General features: G+C 60.8%; 22 protein-coding genes and 1 pseudogene. 13 read left to right on the forward strand and 10 right to left on the reverse strand.

Features of this window, described 5'->3' with window-relative positions:
- Window positions 1–3: 3 nt before the first annotated feature.
- From ACQ4OE_RS23985 to ACQ4OE_RS24015, 7 genes are all read left to right on the forward strand, one after another.
- Window positions 4–1,005: a polysaccharide deacetylase family protein gene (locus ACQ4OE_RS23985; RefSeq protein WP_430948134.1), complete on the forward strand. Its 1,002-nt coding sequence runs from the start codon at window positions 4–6 to the stop codon at window positions 1,003–1,005.
- On the forward strand, window positions 1,002–2,309 hold the full coding sequence (locus tag ACQ4OE_RS23990; protein ID WP_430948135.1) for a lipopolysaccharide biosynthesis protein: 1,308 nt from the start codon (window positions 1,002–1,004) through the stop codon (window positions 2,307–2,309). The genes ACQ4OE_RS23985 and ACQ4OE_RS23990 overlap by 4 nt, the downstream gene beginning before the upstream one ends.
- Complete coding sequence (locus ACQ4OE_RS23995; RefSeq protein WP_430948136.1) at window positions 2,306–4,228, forward strand: hypothetical protein; 1,923 nt, start codon at window positions 2,306–2,308, stop codon at window positions 4,226–4,228. The genes ACQ4OE_RS23990 and ACQ4OE_RS23995 overlap by 4 nt, the downstream gene beginning before the upstream one ends.
- 68 nt (window positions 4,229–4,296) lie before the next feature.
- Complete coding sequence (locus tag ACQ4OE_RS24000) at window positions 4,297–4,986, forward strand: N-acetyltransferase (protein ID WP_430948177.1); 690 nt, start codon at window positions 4,297–4,299, stop codon at window positions 4,984–4,986.
- A gap of 4 nt (window positions 4,987–4,990) precedes the next feature.
- The gene (locus ACQ4OE_RS24005; RefSeq protein WP_430948137.1) at window positions 4,991–6,175 is read left to right on the forward strand and encodes a GNAT family N-acetyltransferase; all 1,185 of its coding nucleotides are present in this window, start codon (window positions 4,991–4,993) and stop codon (window positions 6,173–6,175) included.
- Window positions 6,147–6,938 (forward strand): ChbG/HpnK family deacetylase, encoded by a 792-nt coding sequence (locus tag ACQ4OE_RS24010; RefSeq protein WP_430948138.1) that lies wholly within the window; start codon window positions 6,147–6,149, stop codon window positions 6,936–6,938. Before ACQ4OE_RS24005 ends, ACQ4OE_RS24010 begins: the two co-directional genes overlap by 29 nt.
- A 114-nt stretch (window positions 6,939–7,052) precedes the next feature.
- Complete coding sequence (locus tag ACQ4OE_RS24015; RefSeq protein WP_122592602.1) at window positions 7,053–7,745, forward strand: N-acetyltransferase; 693 nt, start codon at window positions 7,053–7,055, stop codon at window positions 7,743–7,745.
- A 151-nt stretch (window positions 7,746–7,896) separates the two neighbouring features.
- Here ACQ4OE_RS24015 and ACQ4OE_RS24020 read toward each other — a convergent pair whose 3' ends face one another.
- Window positions 7,897–8,694 (reverse strand): class I SAM-dependent methyltransferase, encoded by a 798-nt coding sequence (locus ACQ4OE_RS24020; protein ID WP_430948139.1) that lies wholly within the window; start codon window positions 8,692–8,694, stop codon window positions 7,897–7,899.
- A gap of 237 nt (window positions 8,695–8,931) precedes the next feature.
- Here ACQ4OE_RS24020 and ACQ4OE_RS24025 point away from each other — a divergent pair, with 237 nt between their 5' ends.
- Together ACQ4OE_RS24025 and ACQ4OE_RS24030 are read left to right on the forward strand one after the other, a co-directional pair.
- Window positions 8,932–9,111 (forward strand): DNA-binding protein, encoded by a 180-nt coding sequence (locus ACQ4OE_RS24025; protein WP_430948140.1) that lies wholly within the window; start codon window positions 8,932–8,934, stop codon window positions 9,109–9,111.
- A 56-nt stretch (window positions 9,112–9,167) separates the two neighbouring features.
- A complete protein-coding gene (locus ACQ4OE_RS24030) occupies window positions 9,168–9,515 on the forward strand; it encodes a hypothetical protein (protein ID WP_430948141.1) in 348 nt (115 codons plus the stop codon).
- Window positions 9,516–9,664: 149 nt separating this feature from the next.
- Here ACQ4OE_RS24030 and ACQ4OE_RS24035 read toward each other — a convergent pair whose 3' ends face one another.
- The 5 genes from ACQ4OE_RS24035 to ACQ4OE_RS24055 form a co-directional block, all read right to left on the reverse strand.
- Window positions 9,665–11,113, reverse strand: coding sequence for a sigma-54-dependent transcriptional regulator (locus ACQ4OE_RS24035; protein ID WP_430948142.1), 1,449 nt, complete (start codon window positions 11,111–11,113; stop codon window positions 9,665–9,667).
- Window positions 11,082–12,572 (reverse strand): sensor histidine kinase, encoded by a 1,491-nt coding sequence (locus tag ACQ4OE_RS24040; RefSeq protein WP_430948143.1) that lies wholly within the window; start codon window positions 12,570–12,572, stop codon window positions 11,082–11,084. Before ACQ4OE_RS24040 ends, ACQ4OE_RS24035 begins: the two co-directional genes overlap by 32 nt.
- A gap of 94 nt (window positions 12,573–12,666) precedes the next feature.
- Complete coding sequence (locus ACQ4OE_RS24045) at window positions 12,667–13,770, reverse strand: SCO family protein (protein ID WP_430948144.1); 1,104 nt, start codon at window positions 13,768–13,770, stop codon at window positions 12,667–12,669.
- A complete protein-coding gene (locus ACQ4OE_RS24050; protein WP_430948145.1) occupies window positions 13,767–16,574 on the reverse strand; it encodes a multicopper oxidase domain-containing protein in 2,808 nt (935 codons plus the stop codon). The genes ACQ4OE_RS24045 and ACQ4OE_RS24050 overlap by 4 nt, the downstream gene beginning before the upstream one ends.
- A 167-nt stretch (window positions 16,575–16,741) precedes the next feature.
- On the reverse strand, window positions 16,742–18,190 hold the full coding sequence (locus tag ACQ4OE_RS24055; RefSeq protein ID WP_430948146.1) for a sensor histidine kinase: 1,449 nt from the start codon (window positions 18,188–18,190) through the stop codon (window positions 16,742–16,744).
- A gap of 420 nt (window positions 18,191–18,610) precedes the next feature.
- Here ACQ4OE_RS24055 and ACQ4OE_RS24060 point away from each other — a divergent pair, with 420 nt between their 5' ends.
- The 4 genes from ACQ4OE_RS24060 (at window position 18,611) to ACQ4OE_RS24075 (ending at window position 24,238) form a co-directional block, all read left to right on the forward strand.
- Window positions 18,611–19,957 carry a hypothetical protein gene (locus ACQ4OE_RS24060; RefSeq protein WP_122592391.1) on the forward strand — a complete coding sequence of 449 codons (1,347 nt, stop codon included), beginning with the start codon at window positions 18,611–18,613 and terminating at the stop codon, window positions 19,955–19,957.
- Window positions 19,958–19,992: 35 nt separating this feature from the next.
- Window positions 19,993–22,221, forward strand: a complete 2,229-nt coding sequence (locus ACQ4OE_RS24065) for an Ig-like domain-containing protein (protein WP_122592392.1) — start codon at window positions 19,993–19,995, stop codon at window positions 22,219–22,221.
- 73 nt (window positions 22,222–22,294) lie between these two features.
- Window positions 22,295–22,759, forward strand: a complete 465-nt coding sequence (locus ACQ4OE_RS24070) for a curlin (protein WP_053119098.1) — start codon at window positions 22,295–22,297, stop codon at window positions 22,757–22,759.
- Between the two features lie 27 nt (window positions 22,760–22,786).
- On the forward strand, window positions 22,787–24,238 hold the full coding sequence (locus tag ACQ4OE_RS24075; protein WP_430948147.1) for a curlin: 1,452 nt from the start codon (window positions 22,787–22,789) through the stop codon (window positions 24,236–24,238).
- Between the two features lie 142 nt (window positions 24,239–24,380).
- Here ACQ4OE_RS24075 and ACQ4OE_RS24080 read toward each other — a convergent pair whose 3' ends face one another.
- From ACQ4OE_RS24080 to ACQ4OE_RS24095, 4 genes and pseudogenes are all read right to left on the reverse strand, one after another.
- Window positions 24,381–24,905 carry a hypothetical protein gene (locus ACQ4OE_RS24080; protein WP_430948148.1) on the reverse strand — a complete coding sequence of 175 codons (525 nt, stop codon included), beginning with the start codon at window positions 24,903–24,905 and terminating at the stop codon, window positions 24,381–24,383.
- A 94-nt stretch (window positions 24,906–24,999) separates the two neighbouring features.
- Window positions 25,000–25,173: a type II toxin-antitoxin system RelB family antitoxin gene (gene relB, locus ACQ4OE_RS24085; RefSeq protein WP_430948149.1), complete on the reverse strand. Its 174-nt coding sequence runs from the start codon at window positions 25,171–25,173 to the stop codon at window positions 25,000–25,002.
- A gap of 251 nt (window positions 25,174–25,424) precedes the next feature.
- A pseudogene (gene relB / locus ACQ4OE_RS24090) lies at window positions 25,425–25,553 on the reverse strand (type II toxin-antitoxin system RelB family antitoxin); the annotation flags it as partial.
- A gap of 155 nt (window positions 25,554–25,708) precedes the next feature.
- A complete protein-coding gene (locus ACQ4OE_RS24095; protein ID WP_430948150.1) occupies window positions 25,709–26,080 on the reverse strand; it encodes a DUF6124 family protein in 372 nt (123 codons plus the stop codon).
- Window positions 26,081–26,541: the final 461 nt, after the last annotated feature.

Genomic DNA, 26,541 nt, shown 5'->3' on the forward strand with positions numbered 1-26,541 from the left:
GCCATGGCGATCAAACAATTGATAAAACGTACCAGTGGCTGGCTGTATCTGAACTCGTCCATGGGCCGCAACCAGCTGCACGGCGCAGGGGTGATTCTGATGCTGCACCGGGTACTGTCGAATGACCGGGCTGCGGACCTGCCGCACCGCAACGAACTGTGCGTCGGGCCGAAGGCCTTCGAGCATTTGCTGGTGTGGCTGCGCAAGCATTTCGATTGCGTGCCGTTGATGGAAATCCTCCAGCCCAATTCGCTGCGCAGCGAACGCCCCCGGGTGGCGCTGACCTTCGACGATGGCTGGCGCGACAACGCGGTCAACGCCTTCCCGCTGCTGCAAAAACATCAGGTGCCGGCGAGCATTTTTCTCTCCACCGATTTCATCGGCAGCCGTCAGCGCTTCTGGTGGGAAAGCCTCGGCGAAACCCTGTGGGGCAGCCACGGCGAGAAGGCGCGGATGCATCTGATCGAATGCCTGCAAGCCAGCGGCCACCCAGTGCCAGTGCTGGTGGATGACATCGATGTTGATCGGCGCAGCCTGTCGATGCTGCATTATCTGCAAGGGTTGAAAACCCTGGAGCCACAGGAGCTGGAACGTCTGACCGACGAGTGTCCGCAAGAGTCGCAACCGCAAGCGCTGGACTGGCACCAAGTGCGCGCCCTCGAAGCCTCTGGGTTGGTGCGCTTCGGCCCGCATGGCGCCAGTCACGCGATTCTCACTGGCCTTGACGATGTCCGCCTGAGCGAAGAAATCAGCCGCAGCCGCGATGCCCTGCACAACGGCTGCAACCGGCCGCTGCCGGTGTATTGCTACCCCAACGGTGACAATGATGAGCGCGTGCGCCAACAGATCGCCAGCCATGAATACCCGTTCGCGCTGGGCACCGGCACCGGGATTTATCGTGGCGAAGGCGACCCGCTCAACCTGCCGCGCTTCGGGGTCAGCCAACGCACCGCGCATAAACCGGAATTGCTGTCGTGGCGGATCTTTCGCGGGGCGCGGCCATGAGCCGAGGCAACTACCTCAAGCATTTGGCGCTGAGCATGGGCACCAAACTGGCGATGATCGCTCTGCGTTTGCTGCGCAATGTGCTGCTGGCGCGGATTCTAGGGCCGAGTGAGCGTGGGCTGTTTGCGCTGCTCAGCACCCTGCCGGATTTGATCAGCGCGGCCACCAGTGGCGGCTTGAATTCGGCGGTCGGTTATCAGGCGGCCAAGCAACGGCCGATGGGGTTGTTGCTCAGTCAGGTTCTGGTGTTCGGTTGTTTGCTGGCGGCGTTGCTGACGTTGCTGGTAGTGGCGCTGGTGCGGGAATTTGGCAGCGAACTCGATGTGACGATGCAACTCGGTCTGCTCGCCTGGCTATTGCTGCTGGCCGTGCCGCTGACGGTATTGAAGAGCGGCTTGCTGACCCTGCACAACGCCTCGGGCGGCGTGGTCGCGTTCAATGCCTTGCGCTTGGTCGAGTCGCTGGCGCCGCTGTTGCTGTTTCTCGCCCTGTTCTGGATGTGGCAAAGCGCGGCCCTCGAAGCGGCGCTGATCAGTTGGCTGGCCGGCATCAGTCTGGTGGTGCTGGCCGGGTGGGTCTGGCTCAAACGCGCGCAACCGTTGCAGTTGCAATGGGATCGCGCCAGTCAGAACGAACTGCTGCGCTACAGCGCGCGCAGCCATCCTGATCTGCTGTTCCAGCAAGTGATTCTGCGCTCGGATTATCTGTTTATCGGCGCCCTGCTCGGCAGCACCGCGCTGGGTCATTACGCGATGGCCAGCGCCGCCGCCGAACTCCTTTTGATCGTCCCGGAAGCGGTGACCACACCGCTGATGAAACGCTTGCTGCAACAAGATGAAGGCATGGACAAAGTCACCCCGCTGGCCCTGCGCCTGACCGCCACGGTGATGCTCGGCGCCTGCCTGACCATGGCGGTGATTGGCGAATGGCTGATCGTCACCTTGTTCGGTGCGGTGTACCAACCGGCGTATCCGGCGCTGCTCGCCTTGTTGCCGGGGCTGTTGGGCCTTTGCTACGCAAGCATTCTGCGTCTGGACCTGCTCGGCAAGGATCGCCCCGGCACGGTGTCATTGCTGATGGGCTTGGGTGCGTTGCTGAACCTGGCGTTGAATCTGGTGATGATTCCGGCCTATGGAATTGTCGGCGCGGCGGCGGCTTCGTCGATTGCCTATCTCGCCGTGACCGTGGCGATGCTGGTGCTTTACTGCCGTTTGAGCGGCGTGCCGTTCTGGCAAGTGCTGATCATCCTGCCCCGAGACGTCACGCCGATGTGGCTGATGCTGCAACGCCGGAAAACCGCATGAAAGCCTTGGCCCTGGTGCTCGGTCTCGGCCTGTCGCTGGACGCCTTCGCGGCGTCGATGCGCTGGGGTGAGATCCGTGACGGCAGCCTATATCTGCAAACGGATCGCCCCGACACCGTGACCGTGCGCTGGACGCCGGCCTGGCAGGCTGAGGCCAATGAAGAACACCTGTATCTGCTCGACGGCCAAGGCAAACTGGCGGGCGATCGGTTTATCAAGGCCAGTGAAACCCGTGGCAGTCAGAGCTGGCCGTTGCTGCCCGGCGCCGCGAGTTATCGGCTGGAGATTCCCGGCTACAGCTTCCGCAATTATCGAATTGAACATGACGAGCGCACCGTCGCGTTGTTTGCCCCGGCGAAAGTGCATTTCAGCGCCGACACCCACAACGGTGACGAACTGTATTTCAAAGTCGCGCCGGGTGAACACGCGGTGCTGGCCGGCAAGTTTCATGGCGGCGTCAGCGGATTGCAGGCGCAACGGGTTGGCGACGATCAGCCACTGACCCTGGCGCTGAAACCCTATCGCGCCTATTGGCAGTTCGATCAGGTCGCCCTGCCCGTCAGCGAGCGTGAGCAGATCTGGCGTCTGCGTTTGCAAGGCAGCGGCAAAGCGGCGTTCTGGCTCGATGGCACCGCCAACCTGTTTGCGCAGAATCCACAGCAACTGAAATCGCTGCGCGAAGACGCCGGGCAAACCCGCTTGACCCTGCACGACAAAATCCTCGGGCGCACGCCGGATCTGGGCATCGCCCTGCCCTACGTGATGCCGCCGCCCGCCAGTCATGCCGTACTCGATGCGCTGAAACCGACGGCAGCGAGTTACTACAGTTTTGTTGATGTGACGGCGAAGAATCCGCATTTCGAAGATGCGTTCCGTCAGCTGTATCAGGATCGTTTTGGCATCAAACAGGACATCACTCTGCTGGCCGGCAGTCAGCGTCAGGCGGATCTGCGCGCCGATGTGCAAAGCAACAGCGGCCTCGATGCCTGGCTGGCCAGCACCCGTAAGCTCGGTGGCAAAGGCACGCACTACATTGGTTTTGCCGACGAGCCGAACCTTAACTATTCCAGCTACGCGCAGTATCAGGCGATCTTCGCCAGCATGGCTCGCCAAGTGCGCAGCGATCCGGCAAATGCCAAGGCTGGCGTGCGCATCGCCATGCCGGCCAGTTCGCGGTTGGTCAACGGGCCGTTCGCCGACAACGCGGCGGATAAACGCGGGATCGATTGGGCGCGGCGTTTGCTCAGCGAATCAGGCGATCAGGTCGATGCGCTGGCCTGGCACGAATGGATGATCCGCGACCTGCTCGCAACTCGCGTTTACCGCGACAGCGTGCGCCGCGCCGCCGATCTGGTTGGCCTCGACGGCAAAGGCCAGCCGCGCAAAGCCCTATTGCTCGATCAGACCAATCTGTCCAGCGGCTCCAGCCTCAGCCCCTACGACCAGGAAACCCACTACGCTTCGCTGTGGTGGGCGTCGGTGGTGATCAATGCTTCGCAGGACGGCTTGCTGAGCATGCTCAACTGGTTTCAGGCCGCCGATGAACCGCAGTATCCCAAGGGCATGTTGCGGGTTTCACAGGATGAACAACGCTTCGAGTTGAAACCGGTCGGCCTCGCGCAGCAATTCATCGCTCAGCATTGGCTGCATCAGGTGCTGTGGCTGGAGAACGATGCCTTTGAAGTCGATGTGCTGGCGATGGCCGGCGACGAGCAACGGGGTCTTCTGGGGGTGAACAAAGGCGCGCGCTTGCAGCGTGTCGACCTGAGCGGTGCGAAATGCCCGCTGAACCACGGCGCCTTGCGCTACTTCGGCGCCGACAACCGCAGCCGCGATGCGCCATTTACCTGCCAGGACGGTCGCGTGCGTTTCGAGCTGCCGGGGCAAACCCTGTTCGCCCTCAGCTGGAGCGCTTCATGAACCGTCCGTTGATGTTCAGCCGCGCGAGCCTGTGGCCGCGCGATGCATCGTCATCAGGAGCCAAGACCATGAACATTGTGCAGAAACTCAGCCAACACATTAAGCAAAAAGGCCTGCGCGCCACCCTTGCCAAAGCGTGGAAGCACTACGTCTTCGCCCACCAGGAATTACTGTGGATGGAGCGCGATCTGGTCAGCCCGGTGCCACCGCACAGCCTCAAGCCCTACCCGCCGCTGCGGGTGGTGAAGATCACTCAGGACAACGCCAGCGCCTTCGCCCGCTACTTCGGCGACCGCGTCGGCACCATGGCCGAACTGGCCAACGAAGGCCACACCGGGCACATGCACCTGGACGATCAGGGCGATGCCGTGGCGTTTATCTGGGGCAGCCCGCAGGACTATTTCGACCGGCATTACTACGGCTGCCTGTTCCCGGTAAAACCCGGCGAGTTCTTCGAATTCGGCGGCGAGCTGACCCGTTCCTATTGGGGCACCGAGTTGTCGGTGGACCTGCAACTGGAACTGTGGAAAGCCATGGCGGCACAGGGTTGCGACAAGGTCGTCGACGTCTGCGAATTCCACAACATCCCGGCGCTCAAGCTGCACCTGCGCATGGGCTATACCGAGCAACACCGCATCATGAATGTGTACACCCTGTTCGGTCGCTGGCGCTTCTATCGCGAATCCCGCTACAGCGGCTCGCGTCTGGATGCGCTGCGCAAACCGTCCCGTCCACCCGTAACAGCAACGGCGGCCTGAGCCTATGGCGACGCGATTCGAATGGCGCACTTCCCTGTGCGCCGCCGATTTCCCCGAAGCAGCGTATGAAGCGCTGCGCCTGCGGGTGACGGACCACACGCCGTTCAACAACCTCGGTTGGTTGTGCGCGGCCGAGCAGGCCCTTGGCGAGGGTGAGCGTTTGCACATCCTGCTCGGCTGGGAAGCGGACGAATTGCGCTTGTGCCTGCCGCTGGTGGCGAGTCGCGAACGCTTTGCCGGCGTGCCTTTTAGAGTCCTGCACCACTTGGGCTATCCGTTGGCGGATCGCTTGGCGCTGTTGTCTGTGCTCGGCAGTGAAGGCATGCGCGAGGCCTTGGTGTTGATTCGCCAACGTTTGCCCCACGCGCTGCTGCAACTCAATGAATTGTCCGAGCCGGTCGGTGAAGAAAGTGCGCTGACCGAATGGATGGCGCGCAGCTCCACCGGCGAACGACGCTTGAGCTGTCGGGTGCCGGTGCATCTGATCAGCGAGGCCGATCATCAGGAAGTCTCCGGCGACCCGCGTTACAAGCTGCGGCGTGCGCGCAAACGCATCGCCGCGTGTGGCGCCGAAGTGCGCAGGATCGTTCCCGATGCGATGAGCATGGGCCCGCTGCTGCAGGTCATCAGCGAAGTCGAAGCGGTGAGCTGGAAAGGCGACGAAGGTGTGGGGATTTTCGCCAGCGAACGCAGCCGGCAATTGATCGAGCGCGCGTTCATCGCCCTCGCCGGTCAAGGCCTGGTGCGCGTGGTGACGCTGGAGCTGAACGGCCGCTGCATCAGCTATCGCCTCGGCCTCCTCGAACAAGGCCGACTGTACGATTACAACCTCGCCTTCCTGCCGCAATACGCTGATCTGGGCAGCGGTCGGGTGCTGCTGGAGGAATGGATTCGCTGGGGGCTGGACGACAACTGGCGCTGGATCGATGCCTCTCGGGTCAGCCTGGAAAACTCCAGCCATCAGCTGCACGAACGCATGACCGGGCAACTCGAGCACTGGCGCTGGAGTTTTTATTCCTGGCGCCCGAGCGGCCTCGTCCTCGGTCTGGGCTTGCGCCTGTGGTACCGGCTCAAACCCCATGTACACGCCTGGCGCGCACGACGTGCCGAGTCAGCGAAACCCACTCTGAAACCTGTCGCGATCACCACGGAGGGCGAACATGCCACGCCAAGTCATAGTCAACGCTGACGATTTCGGCCTCAGCCCGAACGAAAACGCAGTGATCTTCGCTGGGTTTCAGGCCGGGGTCATCAGTTCCGCCACGGCGATGGCCAACATGCCGGCGTTCGAGGCGGCCTGCGCCATGGCCCGCCATCCGAGCCTGCAAGGCCGGATCGGTTTGCATTTCAACCTGACCTACGGACGACCGTTGAGCCAGGCGATTCTCGCTCGTCGCACGTTCTGCGATGACCACGGCGTGTTCGACCTCAGTCTGCCCCGTCACAGCGTTTGGCTCGGGCGTGAGGATCGTGACGCGGTGCATGAAGAATTGCAGGCGCAGTGGCAGCGCTGTGTCGACCACGGCATGCGCCCCAGCCACATCGATTCGCACCAGCACGTGCACAACATCTGGCCAATTGGCGAGATCGTTGCGCGGTTTGCGGCGCAGCAAGGGGTGCCGATTCGACTGGCGCGCAATCTGGGGCAAAACCTCAATCTGCCCAAGCGCGTGTTCAAGGGTTTGCTCAACTGGCGTTTGCACAGTCTGGCCGGTGTTACTGCCGATTATGTGTGCACACCGATCGACCTGCGCAACGGCATAGCGCCGACCGACGGCGTGCTGGAGATCGTCGCTCACCCGACCCAGCTCGGCGCCGATTTTGGTGACGCCTATCTCCCGCCCGAAGAATCCCTGAGCCGCGTGCTAGAGCTGCAGCTGACGGGTATTCAACGGGTTTCCTACACCGATTTGAACAAGGATTTTCTACGCGGAACTGCGGCACTCGATTGAGTTACATACCTTGCAATACATTCCGGGATGGCACTTTGGAATGAGTTTAGGCAGGTGATCTATACCCACAACAGCACCATCCACAACACCCTGGCTTCGGCCACGGAGGGCATCATGAGCGTGATCGAAAAACTACAAGAACGCATCCGGCAAAAAGGCCTCGGCCGCACCTTTGGCACGTTGTGGAAACGCTACGTGTTCTTCCATTGGGAACTGTTGTGGATGGAGCGCGACCTGGTCAGCCCGGTACCGCCGCACAAGCTGCGCCCTTACGAGGGCCTGCGCAAAGTCGACATTACCCCGGAGAATGCGACTGCGTTCACCAAGCATTTCGGTGACCGCGTGGAGACCATGGCGGAACTGGCCGCCGAGGGTCATACAGGGCACATGTACGTCGATGCCGACGGCCATGCAGTAGGGTTTATCTGGGGCTCGATTCGCGACTATCACGACCGTCACTATTACGGCTGCACTTTCCCGGTGAAGCCCGGTGAATTCTTTGAATTTGGCGGTGAGATGATCCGCGCGTATTTCGGCAGCAGTTTGTCGGTGGACGTGCAAGTGGCCCTGTGGGAAGCCATGGCGGCGCAGGGTTGCACCAAAGTGGTGGACGTTTGCGAGACGCACAACATTCCGGCGCTGAAGCTGCATATCCGGATGGGCTACCACGAACAGGGGCGCGTGATGCACGTGTATTGCCTGTTTGGCCGCTGGAAGTTTTTCCGCGAAACGCGCTATGAGGGTTCGCGGCTGGAACCGCTGCGCAAACCGGGGCGGCCAGTGGTGAGTGCGGCGGCGCAGGCTTGATTCAGTCTCAGAATTTGTAGCGGTGGCGAGGCCGCCTTCGCGAGCAGGCTCGCTCCCACACTGGATATGTGCAGTACACAAAACCAATGTGGGAGCGAGCTTGCTCCGGGCGGCGTTCCGACGAAGAGGCCATTTGTCACAATGGAAAACTTCAGGACTTGGTGGCGACCAGGGTAAAACACATCGGCATCTGCGCCTCTTGATTCAAATACTGGTCATACAGCTCTTCCCGATTCGAATGCGCATACTCCTTGAAGTGCGCAATATTCAGCCCCGCCGCAATGGCAGCGCTGAAGATGGCGCCCAGGTTATGCACAAACCAATACGACTTCGCCGCCGGCTGCTCAACCTTGCCGACATACACAATCGGCTCTTCCTGCACAAACGGCTCGGCGCGAAAGTAGGAACTGGCGAGGCGATAAGGATCCTCCGCATTCGGATCGACCATTTCCAGAAACGGATGGGTTTCGTAGATCACCAGTTTGCCGCCCGGCTTCAGGGTCGAAGCGACATGACCGAAGAACTCGCCGATGTCCGGCATCCAGTTGAGAACGCCAATGGTGATCAGCGCCACGTCAAAACGGTTCTGCAACGACGCCGGCAAATGATGGATATCGCTTTCGATGAACTCGGCATTATGCGGTGAACGCTTGTTCAACTCACGCGCCTGTTCGAGAAACGCCGCCGACTGATCGACACCGACCACACTGCGCGCACCGAGGGCAAACAACGACAGACTCTCACGGCCATTGTTGCAGCCCAGTTGAATCACATCCTTGCCGTCGACCTCGAGCAACCCGCTCAAGGTCTCATCGAGGCAGGAGAAATCCACCTGCGCGACCTCGCCGAGCAAAGCCTGCCAGTCAGGCGAATCCTGGTGATGGCGAGCGGAATCGTTCCACGCCTGTCGATTGCTCTCGATGGCGGTTTTATTGTTGGGCACTTCCATGGCGCACTCCGGACGATGCTCGTGATTGAGCGGATCGGAGTCTAGAACAGCATGCCAATTACGGTTGTTGCAAACTTGTAAGCCACCTCCTACATACCAGGGTGTTCTGGCCTACAAACGTCGGCGAATTATCAAAACAGATAAAGGACACGGCTGACTATTCACCTCCGCTCACGTAGATACCCTCACAAAGCGCAAACATCCGACGCGCAAAAAAATGGCTAAGGAGGTTTAACCATGAGCCAGACGTTGAAAAATTTCGATGCGGCAGCACTGCTGGACAGTGACGAAGCTATCGCCGAATACCTGTCTCAGGTTCTTTCAGATGGGGATAACGCAGAGTTTCTTCGCGCAATCGGCTATGTGCTCAAGGCCTGCGCACAGCCAGGGCATGTGATCAATCACACAGTCGCTTGAATGCAGGGCAGCTATAGTTAATAGCCTTGGGGAATACCGCACTCGCAGGTGCCGCCATGCTAATGCTCGACCGGCTGTTGTTGACCGGCTGTCTGCTTGCTGCCACTCAGGCGCAAGCGCTGGACAGCAATTTTGTTTACTACGGGCCTGACCAGCCCTTTGCCCACCCTGCCCCGTATTCGCTGAACGCCACGCCGCCGAGGCCTTACGAGGACACGGCGCCGGAGGATTTTGTGGTGATCCCGGATGACCACGTCTTCTACGACTCGCGATTGCCGACCGTGGCGGATGCGACGGTGCGGGTGTTTATTCGCACGTACGATGCCGAGCGTGGGATTTATGTGAATGACGAGGTGCTGGATCCGAGTTGTGTGCTGGAGTGTTTGAGCCGGCAGCAGCATTGATTCTGACGACCAAGTATTAACCAGACACCACAAAACCCTGTGGGAGCGAGCCTGCTCGCGAAGGCGGTGGACCAGTCAACATTGATGTCGGCTGACATGGCTTCTTCGCGAGCAGGCTCGTTCCCACAGGGAAATGCGCCGTGTCTGGGTTACCACTGGCGTTTATCCGGCCGGGCGAGGCCAAGTTTTTCGATGCGGTAGCGCAGCATGTCGCGGCTCAGGCCCAGCAGGCGTGCGGATTTGGTGACGTTCCAGTCGGTCTTGTCGAGCATCTTGCGCACCATGTCGCGTTCGACTTCGGGCAGGTTCATCGACTCCATATTGCTCGCCGGGCGCGGTTCATAATGCGGCGCAGCCTCGTAGTGTTGATGCTGATGCTGATGCTGCGGGGGCAACTCGTCGCACAGACTCATGCACACGTTCAACTGATGCGCGGCAATCGTATCGCTCGGCGCCAACAACACGGTCTGCTCAAGCATGTTGCGCAGCTCACGTACATTCCCCGGCCAGGTGTAACTGAGCAGCAACTCCTCTGCCTGCTCACTGAAATGCAGATTCGGCTTGCCGTAACGCTTGCCATGACTGGCGAGGAAGTGCCGCGCCAACAGCAAGATATCCTCGCCCCGGGCATGCAGGCGCGGCACTTTGATCGAAATGATCCGCAGACGGAAAAACAGATCACGGCGGAATTTGCCCTGCTGGACCATTTGCTCGAGGTTGCAGTTGGTCGCGCTGATCACCCGCAGATTGACCTTGCGCTCCTTCACCGAACCCACTCGGCGAATGGTGCGATCTTCCAGCAGCTTCAAGAGCTTGGCCTGCAACAGCAGGTCCATTTCGCCGACTTCATCGAGAAACAGCGTGCCGCCGTCCGCCGCTTCCACCAGACCGACACGGCGATCCTTGGCGTCGGTGAACGCGCCTTTCTCATGTCCGAATAACTCGGACTCCACCAGATTCGACGGAATTGACGCACAGTTGAACTCAATAAACGGGCCTTTGCTGCGCGGGCCGTCGAAGTGCAGCGCACGGGCCACCAGTTCCTTGCCGGTGCCGGTTTCGCCTTCCACCAAAACCGGGGGCAGATCGGTGTTGGCCATGCGTCGCTCGGCGTCGAGCAACTGGCCGATGGTATTTTTCAGGTACTGCATCGGCGCCGAGTCGCCGATCAGCGCCTGCACGCCGGACTTCTGCGCCTCGCGTTCCTGATAGAACGACAGCGTGCGCTCCATCCGTTCGGTGGCCAGGGCCTTGTCGAGCAGCAGTTTCAGTTCGGGCAAGGCGACCGGTTTGGTCACGTAATGAAAGGCGCCCTCCTTCATCGCCACCACCGCATCATCGACGTTGCCGTACCCGGTCATCATGATCACTTTGAGATCCGGCGCGCTGACGCGCAGCTTCTGGATCAGGTCGTGACCGCTCATGCCCGGCAGCGAGTTGTCGGTCAGCACGATGTCGGGCATGAAGGTTTCCAGTTGCCCCAGCGCGTCCTCGGCCGAATGGCAGACCGTCACCTCGAAGTCCTTGCGCTCCAGGTAGGTCTGAATATTGTCGGCCAGCAGTTCGTCATCCTCGACCAGCAGAATGCTGTGTTCCATATTCCCCTCCCGATGCCACTTTGAAGTTGAGACTGACGCGGGTTCCTTCCTGCTCGCGGCTGGTCAAGACGACCGAGCCCTGAAAACGCTCCATGATTCTTTTGACCAACGCCAGGCCAACCCCGAGGCCGCCCTGTTTGGTGGTGAAAAACGGCTTGAACACCAACAGTTGCTGCTGCGCGCTCATGCCCTTGCCGGTGTCGATCACCGTCACGCGCACGCTGTCCGGCTGCGGCGATTCGAATTCGACGGTGAGCACACCGCCCTTGGGCATGGCTTCGAGGGCGTTGGCAAACAGGCTATTGAGTATTTGCGTGAGCAGCACCTTTTGACTGACGACCGGAGCGCATTTCTGTGGACTGAATCGCACTTCGACGCCGCTGCGTTTGATCAATGCATCAAATGCGCCAAAGGTGTCCTCCACCGCCAACAGCAGATCGACCGCCTCGCCGTCGTCGTTCATCGGCCGCAGCGATACGAGCAACTCGCGCACCCAGCGCGACATGCGATCGACCTGGCTGATGATGTCGCCAATGTTGCGTTGCGCGCCGGGGCTGGCGATTTCCTGAGCCAGTTCGGCGCTGGAGCGAATGGTCGCCAGCGGATTGCGCAGACTGTGTGCAACCGCCGAGGACATCTCGCCGAGGGCGACAAAGGTTTCATTGCTGATCAGTTGTTGTTGCTGGCTCTGCAGCAATTTCGCCGCACGACGGACGATCCAGAACAAGGCGAGAAAGATCGCCGCGCCACCAAAAAACGTCGCCGCCCAGATCGAGGCGAACCCACGGTCGATGCGGTCGACCAGATCCGATGGTTCCTTGTAGATCTCGACCATCGCCATGACTTTGCTTTTGTCGGCGTTGAACATCGGGATGTAGTTTTCGATGAACAGGTATTTCGGCTCGCGCAGCAGGCGCTGTTCGGGGCGTTCGTCGTCGATCTTGTGGTAGCTGGAGGACACCGGCACCTTCATTTCGAACGACTCGTCGAGTTCGTCGTCATCGTCGATGTGCACGCCGATCAACTCGGCGTTGGTCGACCAGATCACCGTGCGATCCAGCGCATAAACGGTCGCCAGCAAAATGTCCGGCAAGTGTTCGACGTGATCGAGAAACTCGGTGCGCGCCGACGCCTGTAACGCCGGGTCAACATCGGGATAGTGGTTATCCTGGCGCGGGTCGAGCATCTCGCCCATCGTCCGGTTCGGATTGATTTTCGCGTGACGCATTTCCGCCGCGCCAATGGCCTCAACAAATTGCGCAGTCAGCAGCGCGTCGCGCTCCACGCTTTCGGTGACCACGAAGCGCGTGGAGATGTAACCCAGCCCCAGCGCCACCGCCGCGATGATGAAAAAACTGGCGAGCGAGAACCAGCGCAGCAGATTGAACTGCTCGCGCCAGCCCTTGCCTGCGACCGAGGTGCTCGGTGCAGTGGTTTTTTGTCCTTCCAGTCGCTGCATGGGAGTGCCCTGGAGTGTTTGTATCGAGCCAGTTACAGCCATCAGTGTAGGTGGCTCTGACCGCAACACACGGTTCAATGATGCTATTTCGCCGCTACTGCATACGACTCACCGCTGCGGCTGGATCGCCCGGTTTTACTGGCGTCAACGCGCCGGCGGCCACGACATCGGCGGACGGGTGCTGTCGCTCGGTTTCGTCACTGAGGAAGTCGATGATCGACTGCGCGGCCTGCTCGTCGAGGCGCAGATTGGGCATCGGTATTCGCTCGAATTGCTCGTACAGTTGCAGCGCGATCGGGTCTTTTTCCGCGAGCAGGCGATCCGGTTCGCGAATCCAGCGATTCAGCCATTTGGCGTCACGGTTGCGGGTCACGCCGATCAGGTCGGGGCCAATACTGCGCATGCCGATGCCCTGGCCGTCCTGCGGGCCGAGGCTGTGGCACGAGGCGCAGCGGGTGCGGAACAGTTCTTCGCCATTGCTCGGCGGGCGGATTTGCGGCGCGTCGGCGTAACTTTCCTCGATGCTCGGCTGTTTCCAGTTCTGCAAGGTGTTGGCCAATTGGTCGGCGAGGATCCATGGGTTCTCGAACGGCGAGGCTTTCATCCAGCGCCCGGTGGTCTGGTTGCCGACGATCAGGCTGAGGTTGTGATCCTTGTTGCGACCGTTGTCGACGCCTTCGATGAACAGCCCGAGTTTCTTGCGCAGGTCGGTGACGTCTTCGAATTCACCGGTGAGAAACTTCCAGCCGGGGCCGACTTTGAAACGTTGCGAATAGGCCTTGAGCACTTCGGGGGTGTCGCTGAGCGGATCGATGCTGATCGAGTAGAAGAAGATGTCCTGGCCGACCCGGTCGCCGAGCAGTTTCTGCACCTGGCGTAAACGCGCGGTTTCCAGCGGGCAGGAGTCGCTGCACGAAGTGAAGATGAAGTTGATCACCACCACTTTGTTCTTGATCAGGTCATCGAAGAAATGCACCTGCTGACCGTCCTGATCGGTCAACAAGGTGTTGGGGAAATAGTCGCCACCCCACGGGGTGGCGGATTCACTCGCCGCTGGCGGCTCGCCGACGCTGGCCTGATGCGCCAGCAGCACGCGGCTGCCGAGCACACAGGCCACCAGCAGCAGCACCAGGTGCATGCCCAGCGCCCGAGAGCGCGGGGTCTGCAGCGGTTGGCTGTCACCGTGGCGGCGGTTCATGGCTTGACCACCACTTGTGGGCCCGTGCCGTCGCCGTTGCGGAAGGTTGGCAGCGCGGCAGAGTTGACGTAGCGCACACCGTCCCAGCTCGGCAGAGGCGTCGGCATCAGTTGCAGCTGGCCGGGTTTTTCCAGGTCCCAGCGCAGCAGCATCGAGTTGTCCTCATGCTGAGTGTTGTGACAGTGCTCCATGTACGTCCCGGCGAACTCGCGGAAGTTGATCGCCATTTCGACGCTGTCCAGGCCATCGGCTTCGGAGCCGATCCGATAGACGTCCTTGCGCGCCCATTTTTCCCATTCCGGTGGTGCCTTGCCGCCGCGACTGAGGATGATGCCTTCCTCGAAATGCACGTGCACCGGATGGCTCCAACCCTTGCCGCCGGCCTTGATATTCCACACCTCGAGGGTGCCGAACCCGGTGACACCGGCATCGGTCGGGCCACTGGACAACTGGGTCGACGCATTCAGGCGACGTGGGTCCATGTGGTAACCGAAACCGCCGTCAGTCTTGACCGTCCACGGTGCTTCATCGGTGCCGTCGGAGCGGCCGAAGGTGAAGGTGCGGTGACGAGCCTTGGCCAGCAGCGCCTTGTCGGCAACGTTGTCGCGGTGGATCTTCAGCGGAATCATCACCAGCCCTTCCGCCTTGCCCGGTTTCGCCGGTTCGTAGGCGGCCGGGTTCATCGCCAGATCCTGGCCGGTGTAAGTCTTGACGTTCAGTTGCAAAAACTTGCCGACCACCGGATCGCCCTTGTCCCACTGCGGACCTTTGCTGGTCTGCTTGATCACCGGCAGGTATTTCTCCGAGAGCACATCGGCCAGCGAGATCACGTCTTTCGGGCCTTTGCCGTCGTCCTGCGCCTGCAGGTTGACGAAGAACAGCTTGTCGCCGGGCTTGATGCCGTTTTTCGAGAAGTTGACGATGATGTCGAAGCGTTCGGCGATGCCCTGAGTCGGCAGAATCGCGTTGTGGTTCTGCTTATCGCCATCGGCGTCGAGATCCATCGAGCCGTCGAACGGCACGCTGTGTTCCATGATGTTGCCGTCGTTGGCGATCATGTGGAACGGCACGCGGCTGTACGACAGACCCGAGTTTTTCGGCCCTTGAAACTCACCGCCACTGCCTTTGATTTCCCGCACCAAAGCCAGTTTGAAGTAGCGCGACACCGAGCCGTTGAGGATGCGGAAGCGATAGCTGCGTGCGCGCACATCGAGGGTGGGTTTCCACTGCCAGTTGACCAGCATCTGATCGCCGATGAAGCCGTCAGTGTTGAACGGGTTGAACCACAACTGGCCCTCCTGATCCCAGGCCTTGTCGGCCAGCACCAGGTTGACGTCATAGTCGCGGTTGCCCCACGGCAAGGCGCTGCCGCTGGGCAAACGCAGGTTGACGCCGTCGTCCACCGACTCATTGCCGCGATCCAGAGCGCTGTAGTAATTCATCATCGCCGCGTTGCCCTTGTAGACGTTCTGCGCGGTGAAATCGAGCATGTGGTCGTGGAACCAGTGGGTGCTCATGGTCTCGCGCCAGTCGCCACGAATCTTGATGGTGCCGTGGTCGCAGGTTTTCTTCGCCGGCGCCATGTCGTTGACCCACAGGGTTTCCCCTGGTGCACACGGGAACGCGGCGCGCGGGTCTTCGGCCTTGGTGTTGATGCTGTCGTAACCGGCAAGCTGGATCGGCCAGCGATAGTCGTAGAACTGCCCCGGGAAGAAGAACGCGTTGGCGTAGCCGTCGCTTTCCGCCGGCGCGTGACCGTTGTGTTCGTGGGTGCTGATGGTGTGCAGGCCGAAACCGTGGTTGGCCGACGGATCGATCGGCAAGCCGTTGTAGTGCCGCATCATCACCGGTTGGCCGTAGCGCACCATCAACAGTTTCGGTGGCAGCGTGCCGTCGAAGGTCCACACCGAGTTGTGGTTTTGCGCCGGCATCGCCGGGTGGAAACGCGGGTCGACGCCCTTGGAAGTGCCATCGGTCAGCGGTACGCCTGCGACGTTGTGGTACAGGCCGCCGGGGCCGAATTCGCCGACGGCGTAATGGTGCATTTGCACGCTGTCACGCAGACCACCGTTGAGGCGCGCACCGGTCTGCACGGTTTTGTAGGCGACTTGCGGGTAGAACTCGTTCCAGCGCTGGTGCGCCCAACCTTTTCCTGGTGGCCGTCCTTCAGCAGACGAACCGATGTGGCGGTTGAGGAACACTTCGATCTGCGCCTGCCAAGGGTTGCGGTCGACAACATTGGCGAACTGGCTGGGAAATGGCGTCAGCCCCGGTTGCCGGAGGAATGCATCGAGGGCGCTGCCGGGTGGCGCGCTGCGGGCGATGTTGTTCGGGTCCTGGGCCGGTGCCGGGCCAATCGCGGCGGGCGGGAATGGCAGCGGCGCGGCCGGGGTGGTCGGGTCGAGTTTTTCCGGGCCGAATTCTTCGAACAGGGTCAACTGCTGGGTGAACGGCTGCGCGCCATAGAGCGGGCTCGGCTTGCCGTTGGTGGGGTAGTTGAAACTGGTCTGCACCGTTGGGGGCAGAATGTTTTCCGTGCGGGTCGAGGCGCGGCTGCCTTTGACGCCGTCGGGCAGGTCGAAGGAATCTTCGTTGGCCTCGGGCAGGGTCAGGATGTTATTGAGCGCCCCGGCGCGGTCGGCCGGTTCGTCGTAGTACGCCGACGGGTCGGACGTTTCTGGCTGTCGCTCGTCATCGATGGGGCTGGCGCGAACGCCGGCCATGGTGCCGAGGGACAACATCAGAAAGACGCTCAAAGGCGTCAGCAGGAAGGTGTTGCTTGGGTCACGCGTTGTTCTGTCCATCACCAGCCGCCTCATCAAGGAAGGGGTGATGGTGTTTTGCAACTACTGCGCCAATAAATTATTTCTAGTTGTAACAGGGACTTGAGGAGGCTGCGGGTTTCCCCCACTCCCCGGTGACCGGGGCTTGACACCCATTGGTGGGGGAAGTTCAGAGAGTTTATGCAGCCTTACGGCACAAGTTGGAAGGCCAGGCGCACGGTGGTGCCCTCGCCTTCGCGGCTGTCCAGCGTCACGCCGCCGCCGAAGCGTTCCATGATGCGTTTGACCAGCACCAGGCCGACGCCCAAGCCACCTGATTTGGTGGTGAAAAACGGTCGGAACGCCATGGTCCGTTGTTCTTCGTTCATGCCTTTGCCGGTGTCGCTGAGCACTACGCACACACCACGCTCGTCGCTTGGTTCGAGGCTGACGGTCAACGTGCCGCCCTTGTCCATCGCCTCCAGCGCATTGGCCAGCAGGCTGTTGAGGATCTGCGTCAGCTGCACCGGTTGGCTCAACACCATCGGCGTGTGCTGCGGATGAAACACCACTTGCACACCGGCCTTGGCGATCTGCTGTTCGAAGGCGACGAGGCTTTCGTGCAACGTCGCCACCAGGTTCACCGGTTCCGGGTCATCGTTGAGCGGGCGCAGGGATTGCAGCAACTCGCGCACCCATTTCGACATGCGATCGACCTGGCCGATGATGTCCTTGATGTTCTTTTCGGCGGGGCCGGCGTCGAATTCCAGCGCCAGTTCGGCACTGGAGCGGATGGTCGCCAGCGGATTGCGCAGGCTATGCGCGACGGCCGAGGACATCTCGCCCAGCGCGACAAAGGTTTCATTGGCGATCAGTTGTCGTTGCTGGGCCGCGAGCAGAATCGCCGCACGCCGCACGATCCAATACAGCCCCAGATAAATCAGCCCGCCGCCAAGCGCAGTGGCCAGCCAGATCAGTGTCAGCCCACGTTCCATGCGCGCGATCAGGTCTTTCGGTTCTTTGTAAATCTCGACCATCGCCGTGACGTTTTTGCCCTCGGCGTCGAACAGCGGAATGTAGTTTTCGATAAAGATGTAGTCCGGCGGAATGACGAATTTCTGCTCTTCACGGGCCTTGTCGACGTCGTGGTAACTGGCGGATACCGGAATCTTTTCATTGAAGGCGCGATCGAGGTCTTCGTCGGCATGAATGCTGGTACCGATCAGGACCGGGTTGGTCGACCAGATCACTTGGCGGTCGGGCGCATAAATGTTGGCGAGGATCACGTCCGGCAAGTGTTCGATGTGATCGAGAAACTCGCCGCGCGCATCGGCCCGGGCCTGTGGGCTGACATCGGGGAAATGCGTGTCCTGTCGCGGGTCGAGCAATTCGCCCATGGTGCGCACGTTGGGAATGGAGACGTGGCGCACTTCGGCCGAGGCGATGGCCTGAATGAATTGTGCGGTGAGCAAGGCATCGCGCTGCACGCTTTCTTCGATCACAAACCGCGTCGACACCGTCCCCAGCGCGATGGCGACGGTACCGATCACCGCCATGCTGATCAGTGAAAACCAGCGCAGCAGGTTGAACGGCCGCTTGCGCGAGCCCAACCGTAGCGTGCCCTCCTCGACAGGTAGCGATTTCGACTGAATGTTCATGGCGGCGACTTCCCGATACGTCCCTATAGGGTTATAGCCCACGGGTGGGGGTTTGCCCGGTTGCGGGGATATCGACCCGATAAGACAGCCCAAACCACCGCAAGTCTTTGTGGGAGCGAGCCTGCTCGCGAAGGCGTTGGGTCAGTCGACAAATTCGTCACAGGAAGTCCGCATTCGCGAGCAGGCTCGCTCCCACAGGTTCTTCATCCAACAGATATCTCCAGTGTTCATCCCCACCGTCCCCGATTCTGGGGAATGACGCCCTTTCGCCGCAGACCAAAAACTTCAGCATCCAGCCCGTCAACCCCTCTAGTCCGGCCCTCTCCCGTCCATCCACTGCACCTTGGCATGGAAGGTGTACAGGCCCTGTGCAACTGACCCATCCCCAAGGGGCAGGTACTTTGATAGAGGGATTAACTCATGCACCCTTTACTGTCCAAAACCGCGACCGTCCTGGTCGTGAGCGCCTTGGCCCAGGGCATTGCTCAGGCCGCTTTGTTTGCTGTTGACCCAGGTCCGTACGCGCCGGCCAACGGTGGTTTCGCCAGTTGGTATCAGGACACCCACGGTCGCACCCTGGACCTGTGCCTGTCCAAAGCGCTCAGTTCGCGAGTCCCCAGCGCACCTGGCGCACCCTCGTACATGTGCTCGCTGCTGCCGACCCCCGGCGTGTTCGATGACGCCCAGCCGATCGTCTTCCCGAGCAACTTCCCCGATGAAGCGTTCTGGTTCACCGGCGAAACCACCCTCGTCGACGCGGCACGCGGGATCGACCTGACCTACGTCAGCGCGATCGAAGCCGCCTTCGCCGCCGAAGAACCGGTCGAGGGCGATCAAGTCAGCTTCGCGCGGATCCGCATTCGGGTCGACGTGCCCACCGCCGGCACTTACGTGATCACCCACCCGTACGGCGTCGACGTGTTCAACATCGACACCCCCGGCCGCCGCGCGATCAACATGACCCGCGACATCGGCATCGGCACGCCGAAAACCTACGACGGCGCGCTCAAGGGTGACATCGGCCCGTTCCTGCGCAGCGTCAACGGCCCGTACACCGAGACCAACCCGCTGACCGGTGCCGCCGAACAATTCGTCGGCGACCCGAACCTCAGCGAGGCGGTCACCGGCAGCCCGTTCAACACTAACTTCGTGCGTATCGAAGGCCCGAATGGTCTGGATCTGCGTTCCACCACGTTCGCCGTCTCTGGCAAGTTGTCGACCGTCGTGCGGCCAACGCCGATGATCGCGCAGCGCAGCACTTACTCACGCAAGGCCGGCGACAGCGCACCGGTGGCGCAGCAAGACGTGTTCGTCCTTGCCCCGCCCGCTCCGGGCACGGCGGCCGTCACCAGCAGCACGCCTGTGCTGAACATGACCGAAGCCAACAGCACCGGCAGTTGGTACGCACAGTCCTCGGTCAACCCGGCCTTGCCGACCACCCTGCAAGTGACCGCCGACAACCACCTCGCCATCGCCAGCAGCACACCGACCACCCTGCCCATGGCCCTGACCGACCTGGTGGTGATCCAGAGCGCGCAATACAGCCTGAGCTCCGGACAACTCACCGTGGTGGCCTCGACCAGTGACGAAACTTCGCCGCCGGTGCTTACCGCCACCTCCGGCAGCGGCGCCGCCATCGGCGCGCTCGGTGGCGACGGCGCGGTGAAAACCCTGGCCACCGGGATCTCGCCGATCCCACCGTCCCGGGTCCGCGTGACGTCGTCCAACGGCGGCAGCGATACCGAAGAAGTGGTCATCGTGCAATGAACGCTCACATGCCCAGATCCGCATCAGGAGGCATCATGAACAAGTGGCCACGCTTTGCGCTCAACGCGCTCGGGCTCGCTCTCTCGCTGACCGGCAGTGCCTATGCGCAACTTGCCGCCGTCGACCCCGGCCCCTACACCTTCGCCACCGGGAAATTCCCGATGTGGTATCAGGACGAAAACCAACTGTCGATGGAACTCTGCCAGTCGCGCGCCGCCAGCTCGCGAGTGGCGGCCAGCGTGCCACCGGCCTACATGTGCATCCTGCTCGCCGAGCCGGGTATCTACGATGATGCTCAGCCGATGATTTTCCCGGACAACTGGCCGCCGGAAGCGTTCTGGTTTCTCGCCGAAACCACCATCGCCAACAACGCCGCCGGTTACGGGATGGACGCCTATGTCGCCGGGATTGAAGCAGCGTTTGCTTCGGAGAATCCGGCCGATGGTGATCAGCAAAGCTTCGCGCGGATTCGCATCCGGGTGAACGTGCCCCTTGCCGGCACCTACACCATCACTCACCCGTATGGTGTGGAAACGGTCAACGTCACCGCGCCTGGCCGGCGAGCGATCAACATCACTCGCGACATCGGCATCGGCGCGCCGGGCAATTTCAGCGGCGCTGTCGGTGGCGCAATCGGCCCGTTCCTGCGCAGCGTCAACGGCCCCTACACCGAAGTGAACCCGGACTCCGGCGCCACCGAAACGTTCGTCGGCGACCCGAACCTCAACGAAGCGGTGACCGGCAGCCCGTTCAATACCAACTTCGTGCGCATCACCGGGCCTGCCGGAACCATCCAGTCGAACGTGTTCAGCCTGTCCGGCAAAGTGCTCGACAATCGTCAGCAAACCCACGTCGACATCGACCGCGCCACCTACCGCCGCACCGCCGCCGGCGTGCGTGCCGAGGTGTTCGCCAAGGCTGACAGCAGCTCGACCCTGTGCTTCCGCGAAAGCGTGGCGCTGCTGCCCGGCCCGCCGCAGACCCCATGCCAGACCAACCTGCTGGGTGATAACAACGGTCTGTTCTTCGGCCAACGACTGAGCACTGGCGCCGTGCCGCCGGTGGTGGTCGTGACCGCCACCAACCCGACGGGCACCACGCGGCCAACCGCCGTGTCGGCCAAGCTCACTGACGTGGTGAAAGTGCAGACCGCGCGCTACAGCTGGGCCAACAAAAGTCTGTTGATCGAAGCGACATCGACCGATGAAGTGGCGATCCCGGACATGGTTGCCCAAGGTTACGGACGTCTGTCGAAGACCGGCACGCTGCAACGCATCACCGTCGCCGACCTGACTCAGCCACCGGCCACCGTGACGGTGAAATCCGCCGCCGGCGGCAGTGACACCGAGGCGGTCGTCGTGGTCGGCACCGCGCCGGACACCGGCGAAAACCAGGCGCCGATCAGCAATGCCGACACTGGCAGCACCAGCTTCGGCGTGCCGATTACCCTCAGCCTGTTGACCAACGACAGCGATCCCGACGGCGATAATCCGCTGGGCATCACCGCGTTGACTCAACCGGCAGCCGGCCAAGGCACCGTAGCCCTCAGTGGCACCGCTGCGGTGGTCTATACGCCGCCCGCCGTGGTCAACGCGCCACTGACCACGACGTTCACGTACAAAGCGCAAGACGCCAAAGGCCTGGCCTCGGCTAATCCGGCGACCGTGACGATCACCGTCGCACCGAACCGGTCACCGACTGCCGTCGCCGACAGCGTCGCCACGTTGGGTGTGGCAATCCCGATCAACGTGTTGGCCAACGACACTGATCCGGAAGGCAACGTGCCGCTGGGCGTCGCCAGTCTGACCCAACCGGCCGCTGGCCGTGGCACGGTCAGCACTGACGGCACGGTGATCACCTACAACCCACCGGCCACCGTCACCACGGCGTTCACCACGACCTTCACCTACATCGCCCGGGACAGCTTCGGCGCCCTGTCGACACCGGCCACGGTCACGGTGCAAGTGTCGCCACGGCCAGCGGCGGAAACCTTCGCCGTGACCGCATCGACGGTGCAGGCACGCTCCGGCGGGCGCTTCAACTGGGACTTCACCGGGACGTCGTCGGTGACCACCGGCAACACCATCACCGTGCAGGTCACCACCCCGACAGGGTTGGTCACCCTCGGCACCACCACCGTACCGGTGACCGGTCGCTGGCGGCTGACGCTGAACAACACGACGGTGGTGCCATCGGCCAACCCGACCGCGACGATCCGCTCGTCCCAGGGCACCGTGCGCACGGTCTCGGTGACCACGCTGTAAGCCTGACCCCCAGCCACTTTCGGGTGGCTGGGGCACGGTTCGAAACCGGATAACGCCACACAGGATTTACGCCATGAACACGCCGACCGCCGCCCTGCTTTGCCTGCTTCTGCTGTGCAGCAGCGCGGGCGTGCGCGCCGACGACCTGATGGACAACGACGACCTGGCCCCGACCAGCAGCGACCTCGGCGAACTGCCCCCACCGGTGGGTCAGCAAGCCCTGATCGATCAACTCGGTCAGGCCAACGTCGCCCTGCTGCAACAGAACGGTCAGTCGCTGCTCGGGCAGATCGTGCAGTCGGGCAGCAATCAGGAAGCGTACATCCTGCAACAGGGCAGCGACCTGATGGCGCTGATCAACCAGAACGGTTCCGGCAACGCCGCTTCCATCACCCAGAACGGCAGCCACAACCGCGCGCAGATTTCGCAAAACGGCAACAACAACGACGCCAGCATCGAGCAGGCCGGCGCGGGGCTGCAAAGCGCCGTGACCCAGTCGGGCAACGGCATGAGCGTTTCGGTTAAGCAATATCGCTAAGCACTGCAAATCATCGGAGAGTTCATCATGTTCAAACTGACGCCCCTCACCGCCGCCATCCTGGTCATGATCAGTGCCCAGGCCATGGCCGACGACAGCCTGTCCAACCAAAGCCAGGTCGGCACCGCCAACATCGCCGACGTGAAACAGACCCAGGCGCCGTTCAGCACCGCCACCCAGACTCAACTGGGCCAGGGCAACGACGCCGCCGCCGTGCAAGACCACGCCAGCAGCGTAATCACCCAGGACGCGGTCGGCGACTACAACGCCGGATACGCCGAACAGCTTTACGAAGACAACGCCACCATCACCCAGCAACAAGTCGGCGCCTTCAACACCGCCCACGCCAGCCAGTCGCTGGGCTTCGGCTCGCCCAACAGCGCGCTGCAACAGCAGCAAGGCACCGGCAACTTCTCATTCATTTATCAGGACTCGCAGAACGGCAGCGAAGGCAAAACCTTCCAGTTCGGCGACAGTAACGAAGCCAACATCGAACAACTCTATGAAGGCAGCGGCAACAGCGCAGTCATCACCCAATACGGCACCGCCAACTACGGCACCGCCGAACAAGTGCTGCACAACGGCGGCCAGATCGGCATCAACCAGGCCGGCGAAGGCAACTACGCCTACGGCGACCAGCGCAACGGCACCGGCGGCAACATCAGCATCAACCAGTTCGGCAACCTCAACGGCAGCGAAATCTGGCAAGACTCACAACTCGCCAGCCAAGCCACCGTCAACCAGTACGGCGACAGCAACGAAACCGTGGTCGACCAAAGCTTCGGCGAAAACAACACCGCCGCCGTCACCCAGGTCGGCAACACCAACGCGATCTACGCCGACCAATTCGAATCGGTCAACTCGACACTGGCGCTCTATCAAGTCGGTAACGGAAACGTGCACTTCACCTACCAGAACGGCGACAGCCACGTGCTCAACGCCACCTCGGTGGGCAACGACAACAAGGTCTACGCCAGCAACTGGAAAGGCCCACAGCATGGCGGCCAATTCGGCAGTGGCCAACGCGCGACGGTTACTCAGGCGGGCAATGGCAACATCGCCAGCTTCACTCAGGATGGCGTCGGGCATGTGATGACCACCAATCAAACCGGGACAGGCAACAAGACCACGGTCAGTCAGGCTGAGTCGTATAACGAGCTCTACTTTGATCAGAATGGTAGCGACAACATTTTGATCTCGGATCAGCGCGGGACGGGCAACCTGGTGCAGGGTTCTTCGAATGGCACGGGTAACAGCGCCGAGTTCGATCAATCCGGGACGGGTAACCAGGCGTATACCGCGCAGTTGTACGGCAGTGACAACATGATCACAGTGAAACAGGCGGACACGATGAACGTGGCGTACGTGACCCAGGGCGGCACGGGGAACATTGCCAATGTCGATCAGAGCGGGGTGACGCAGACTGCGAATATTCAGCAGTTTGGGTCGGCTAACCAAGCGACGGTGTTGCAGCAGTAGGGGTTGGGTGTTGATGGACCGCGATTCTCTGGTGAGGGGGGTCGCGGTTTTTTTGGCCTATGCAGGAGCTGCCAAAGGCTGCGATCTTTTGATTTTTCTATTGGAGATCAGAAGATCGCAGCCTTCGGCAGCTCATAGTCGATCAATCTGGCATTGAACGAATAATGTCGGCCAGATCATCCTTGGTTAATTCATTGGCCTTAATGGCGGCGGCGATATCTTTTTTGGAAAGCGGAAAACGCTTGAAAACTTCTTTCAAAGTATCCGCATCCACATTTGCCAGCCAGAGTGGATCAATAAAAGAACCACCATACTCAGGCTTCATGGGCACTTCTTCGTGAGCAATCGCGCCTTTATGATTTAGATACACCACATAACGATCGTGACCTTCAGGAAAGCTTTTATCGTGGTAGAGCGTAGTGCCCAGAGGCAGGACATAGAAATTATCGTCGCCATTTGGACCTTCGATAAGCAACGGTTCTTTAGTTTTGATCATTTTCATATCGTTTCGATTTGAATGACCGTCAAATACGATTGAAGCCAACAACACCCCATTCACAGATAGAACTGCCGCCAGCCACAGACTGACTCGCCCGTTTGTAAAAAATTTCCCTATCATTTTCGCCTCGGTATTCCCTTCGAGTGTGGCTAGTGGATCAACGAACATCTAACTCTTGCAGTGTACCGGCGACTCCCTCTATCCGGTTGGGATTGATCTACCCACAGGCCTCGAGTCTTCTTCGCGCAACGCCTCTTGAGCCTCATGCCTGATTCGTCGTTCCGCCCTTCATCTGTGCCATTACCTGCTCATTCGGAATGCAGGGGCCCCGATCTTCGAGCGGCTTCCGGACTTTGGCACGGAGCCAAAGGTCGTAGCTGGCGGCCTGTTCTTCGCTTTCGAAATCCTGAACGGTTGTGGAAAACAGTTGATCCATGGTGCCTCCGGACTGAGGGTGAAAACGCGGTCTCTGTTCTTGATCGTTCCCACGCTCTGCGCGGGAATGCCTCTCGGGACGCTCCGCGTTCCAAATTGCAAATTTGACGCAGAGCGTCAGGGGCTGCATTCCCACGCAGAGCGTGGGAATGATCAACGTGGGAGCGCCGGGTCTACTTTGCGCAACGTCTCTTGAGTTTCATGCTTGATTCGCCGTTCCGTCATCAATGCCTTCATATCTGCCATTACCTACTCATTCGGAATGCAGGGGCGCGAATCTTCGAGCGATTTCTGGACTTTGGCACGGAGCCAACGGTCGTAGCTGGCGGCCTGCTCTTCGCTTTCGAACTCTGCAATGGTTGTGGAAAACAGTGGATCCATGGTGCCTCCGGACCGAGGGTAAAACCCTGTCTCTGTTCTTGATCGTTCCCACGCTCTGCGTGGGAATGCCCCTCAGGACGCTCCGCGTTCCAACTCGCGAATTTGACGCAGAGGGTCAAGGGCTGCATTCCTTTGCTCCGCGTGAGAACGATCAATCAGCCATCCTTCAACTCGACGTGATCCAGCGCTTGATTGACGGCGAGTTCGCCCAGCATGACGACTTGAGCGATGCCCAAGGCGGTTTTGCGCTGTGAGGTTTCCAGGGAGGCGGCGAAGTTGATGAGCATTTCGCTGGCCGAGCCGAGGGTTTCGCTGGCGTTGGCCAGCAGGGATTCGGTGTTGTACCTGGGGTTGGCGAGGTACATGGGTTCCGGCTCGTTGGCGCAGGACATGATGTGGGCGGTGGGGTTGAGGTAGAAATCGAGGGCGCGGTCGGCGGCTTCGTGGAGTTTTTTGCTGTCGACTGAGGCGTAGGGGGATGTGCTGTCGGTGTCTGATTCTGGGGGGTTGGGTGTTGGCTTTTTCATGATTATTTACCCTGTATGACGGTTATAGCTGGCCCCCATTCGGTTTCCAAGCGAATAGGTGGCAGCTGTACGCAGGTTGGAAACCCGGGACAGAGGCAACCCGGCAGACACAAGGTCTCCCACGCACAGCCGCCATAACAAAGTGCACACAGTGAGGTGCGCAAGGATACGTTATGAATGGCGCTTGTGCGCTCTGTAGTTACTCGGGTTTCCACGCCCGGTCGCTGAATTGGCAGCGACGAACACAGGCTAGAGACCGGAGGTCCGACGGACAACCTGAAAACCTTGTGGGAAGGTTCCGCTGATTCAGACACTTCTTTAAACACACTTCAGATCGCAGCCCTCTCCCGGAGGGAGAGGGAACTGACCGAAGTGTTTGGGTGAGGTACGCCGACGTGAAATACCGAGCTGAATTCAGGTTTTGAAGCGTTGAAGCAAGAGCCCCTCACCCTCCCAGAGGG

The organism is Pseudomonas sp. WC2 (assembly GCF_050586545.1).
In the GTDB taxonomy this organism is placed as follows: Bacteria; Pseudomonadota; Gammaproteobacteria; order Pseudomonadales; family Pseudomonadaceae; genus Aquipseudomonas.

Coding starts and splice junctions, on each gene's coding strand:
- ACQ4OE_RS24075 (WP_430948147.1), top strand. CDS start 22,787: ATGTTCAAACTGACGCCCCTCACCGCCGCCATCCTGGTCATGATCAGT.
- ACQ4OE_RS23985 (WP_430948134.1), top strand. CDS start 4: ATGGCGATCAAACAATTGATAAAACGTACCAGTGGCTGGCTGTATCTG.
- ACQ4OE_RS24080 (WP_430948148.1), bottom strand. CDS start 24,905: ATGTTCGTTGATCCACTAGCCACACTCGAAGGGAATACCGAGGCGAAA.
- ACQ4OE_RS24035 (WP_430948142.1), bottom strand. CDS start 11,113: ATGGAACACAGCATTCTGCTGGTCGAGGATGACGAACTGCTGGCCGAC.
- ACQ4OE_RS24000 (WP_430948177.1), top strand. CDS start 4,297: ATGAACATTGTGCAGAAACTCAGCCAACACATTAAGCAAAAAGGCCTG.
- ACQ4OE_RS24070 (WP_053119098.1), top strand. CDS start 22,295: ATGAACACGCCGACCGCCGCCCTGCTTTGCCTGCTTCTGCTGTGCAGC.
- ACQ4OE_RS23995 (WP_430948136.1), top strand. CDS start 2,306: ATGAAAGCCTTGGCCCTGGTGCTCGGTCTCGGCCTGTCGCTGGACGCC.
- ACQ4OE_RS24010 (WP_430948138.1), top strand. CDS start 6,147: ATGCCACGCCAAGTCATAGTCAACGCTGACGATTTCGGCCTCAGCCCG.
- ACQ4OE_RS24095 (WP_430948150.1), bottom strand. CDS start 26,080: ATGAAAAAGCCAACACCCAACCCCCCAGAATCAGACACCGACAGCACA.
- ACQ4OE_RS24050 (WP_430948145.1), bottom strand. CDS start 16,574: ATGGACAGAACAACGCGTGACCCAAGCAACACCTTCCTGCTGACGCCT.
- ACQ4OE_RS24065 (WP_122592392.1), top strand. CDS start 19,993: ATGAACAAGTGGCCACGCTTTGCGCTCAACGCGCTCGGGCTCGCTCTC.
- ACQ4OE_RS24030 (WP_430948141.1), top strand. CDS start 9,168: ATGCTAATGCTCGACCGGCTGTTGTTGACCGGCTGTCTGCTTGCTGCC.
- ACQ4OE_RS24045 (WP_430948144.1), bottom strand. CDS start 13,770: ATGAACCGCCGCCACGGTGACAGCCAACCGCTGCAGACCCCGCGCTCT.
- ACQ4OE_RS24040 (WP_430948143.1), bottom strand. CDS start 12,572: ATGCAGCGACTGGAAGGACAAAAAACCACTGCACCGAGCACCTCGGTC.
- ACQ4OE_RS24025 (WP_430948140.1), top strand. CDS start 8,932: ATGAGCCAGACGTTGAAAAATTTCGATGCGGCAGCACTGCTGGACAGT.
- ACQ4OE_RS24005 (WP_430948137.1), top strand. CDS start 4,991: ATGGCGACGCGATTCGAATGGCGCACTTCCCTGTGCGCCGCCGATTTC.
- ACQ4OE_RS24020 (WP_430948139.1), bottom strand. CDS start 8,694: ATGGAAGTGCCCAACAATAAAACCGCCATCGAGAGCAATCGACAGGCG.
- ACQ4OE_RS24015 (WP_122592602.1), top strand. CDS start 7,053: ATGAGCGTGATCGAAAAACTACAAGAACGCATCCGGCAAAAAGGCCTC.
- ACQ4OE_RS24055 (WP_430948146.1), bottom strand. CDS start 18,190: ATGAACATTCAGTCGAAATCGCTACCTGTCGAGGAGGGCACGCTACGG.
- ACQ4OE_RS24060 (WP_122592391.1), top strand. CDS start 18,611: ATGCACCCTTTACTGTCCAAAACCGCGACCGTCCTGGTCGTGAGCGCC.
- relB (WP_430948149.1), bottom strand. CDS start 25,173: ATGGATCAACTGTTTTCCACAACCGTTCAGGATTTCGAAAGCGAAGAA.
- ACQ4OE_RS23990 (WP_430948135.1), top strand. CDS start 1,002: ATGAGCCGAGGCAACTACCTCAAGCATTTGGCGCTGAGCATGGGCACC.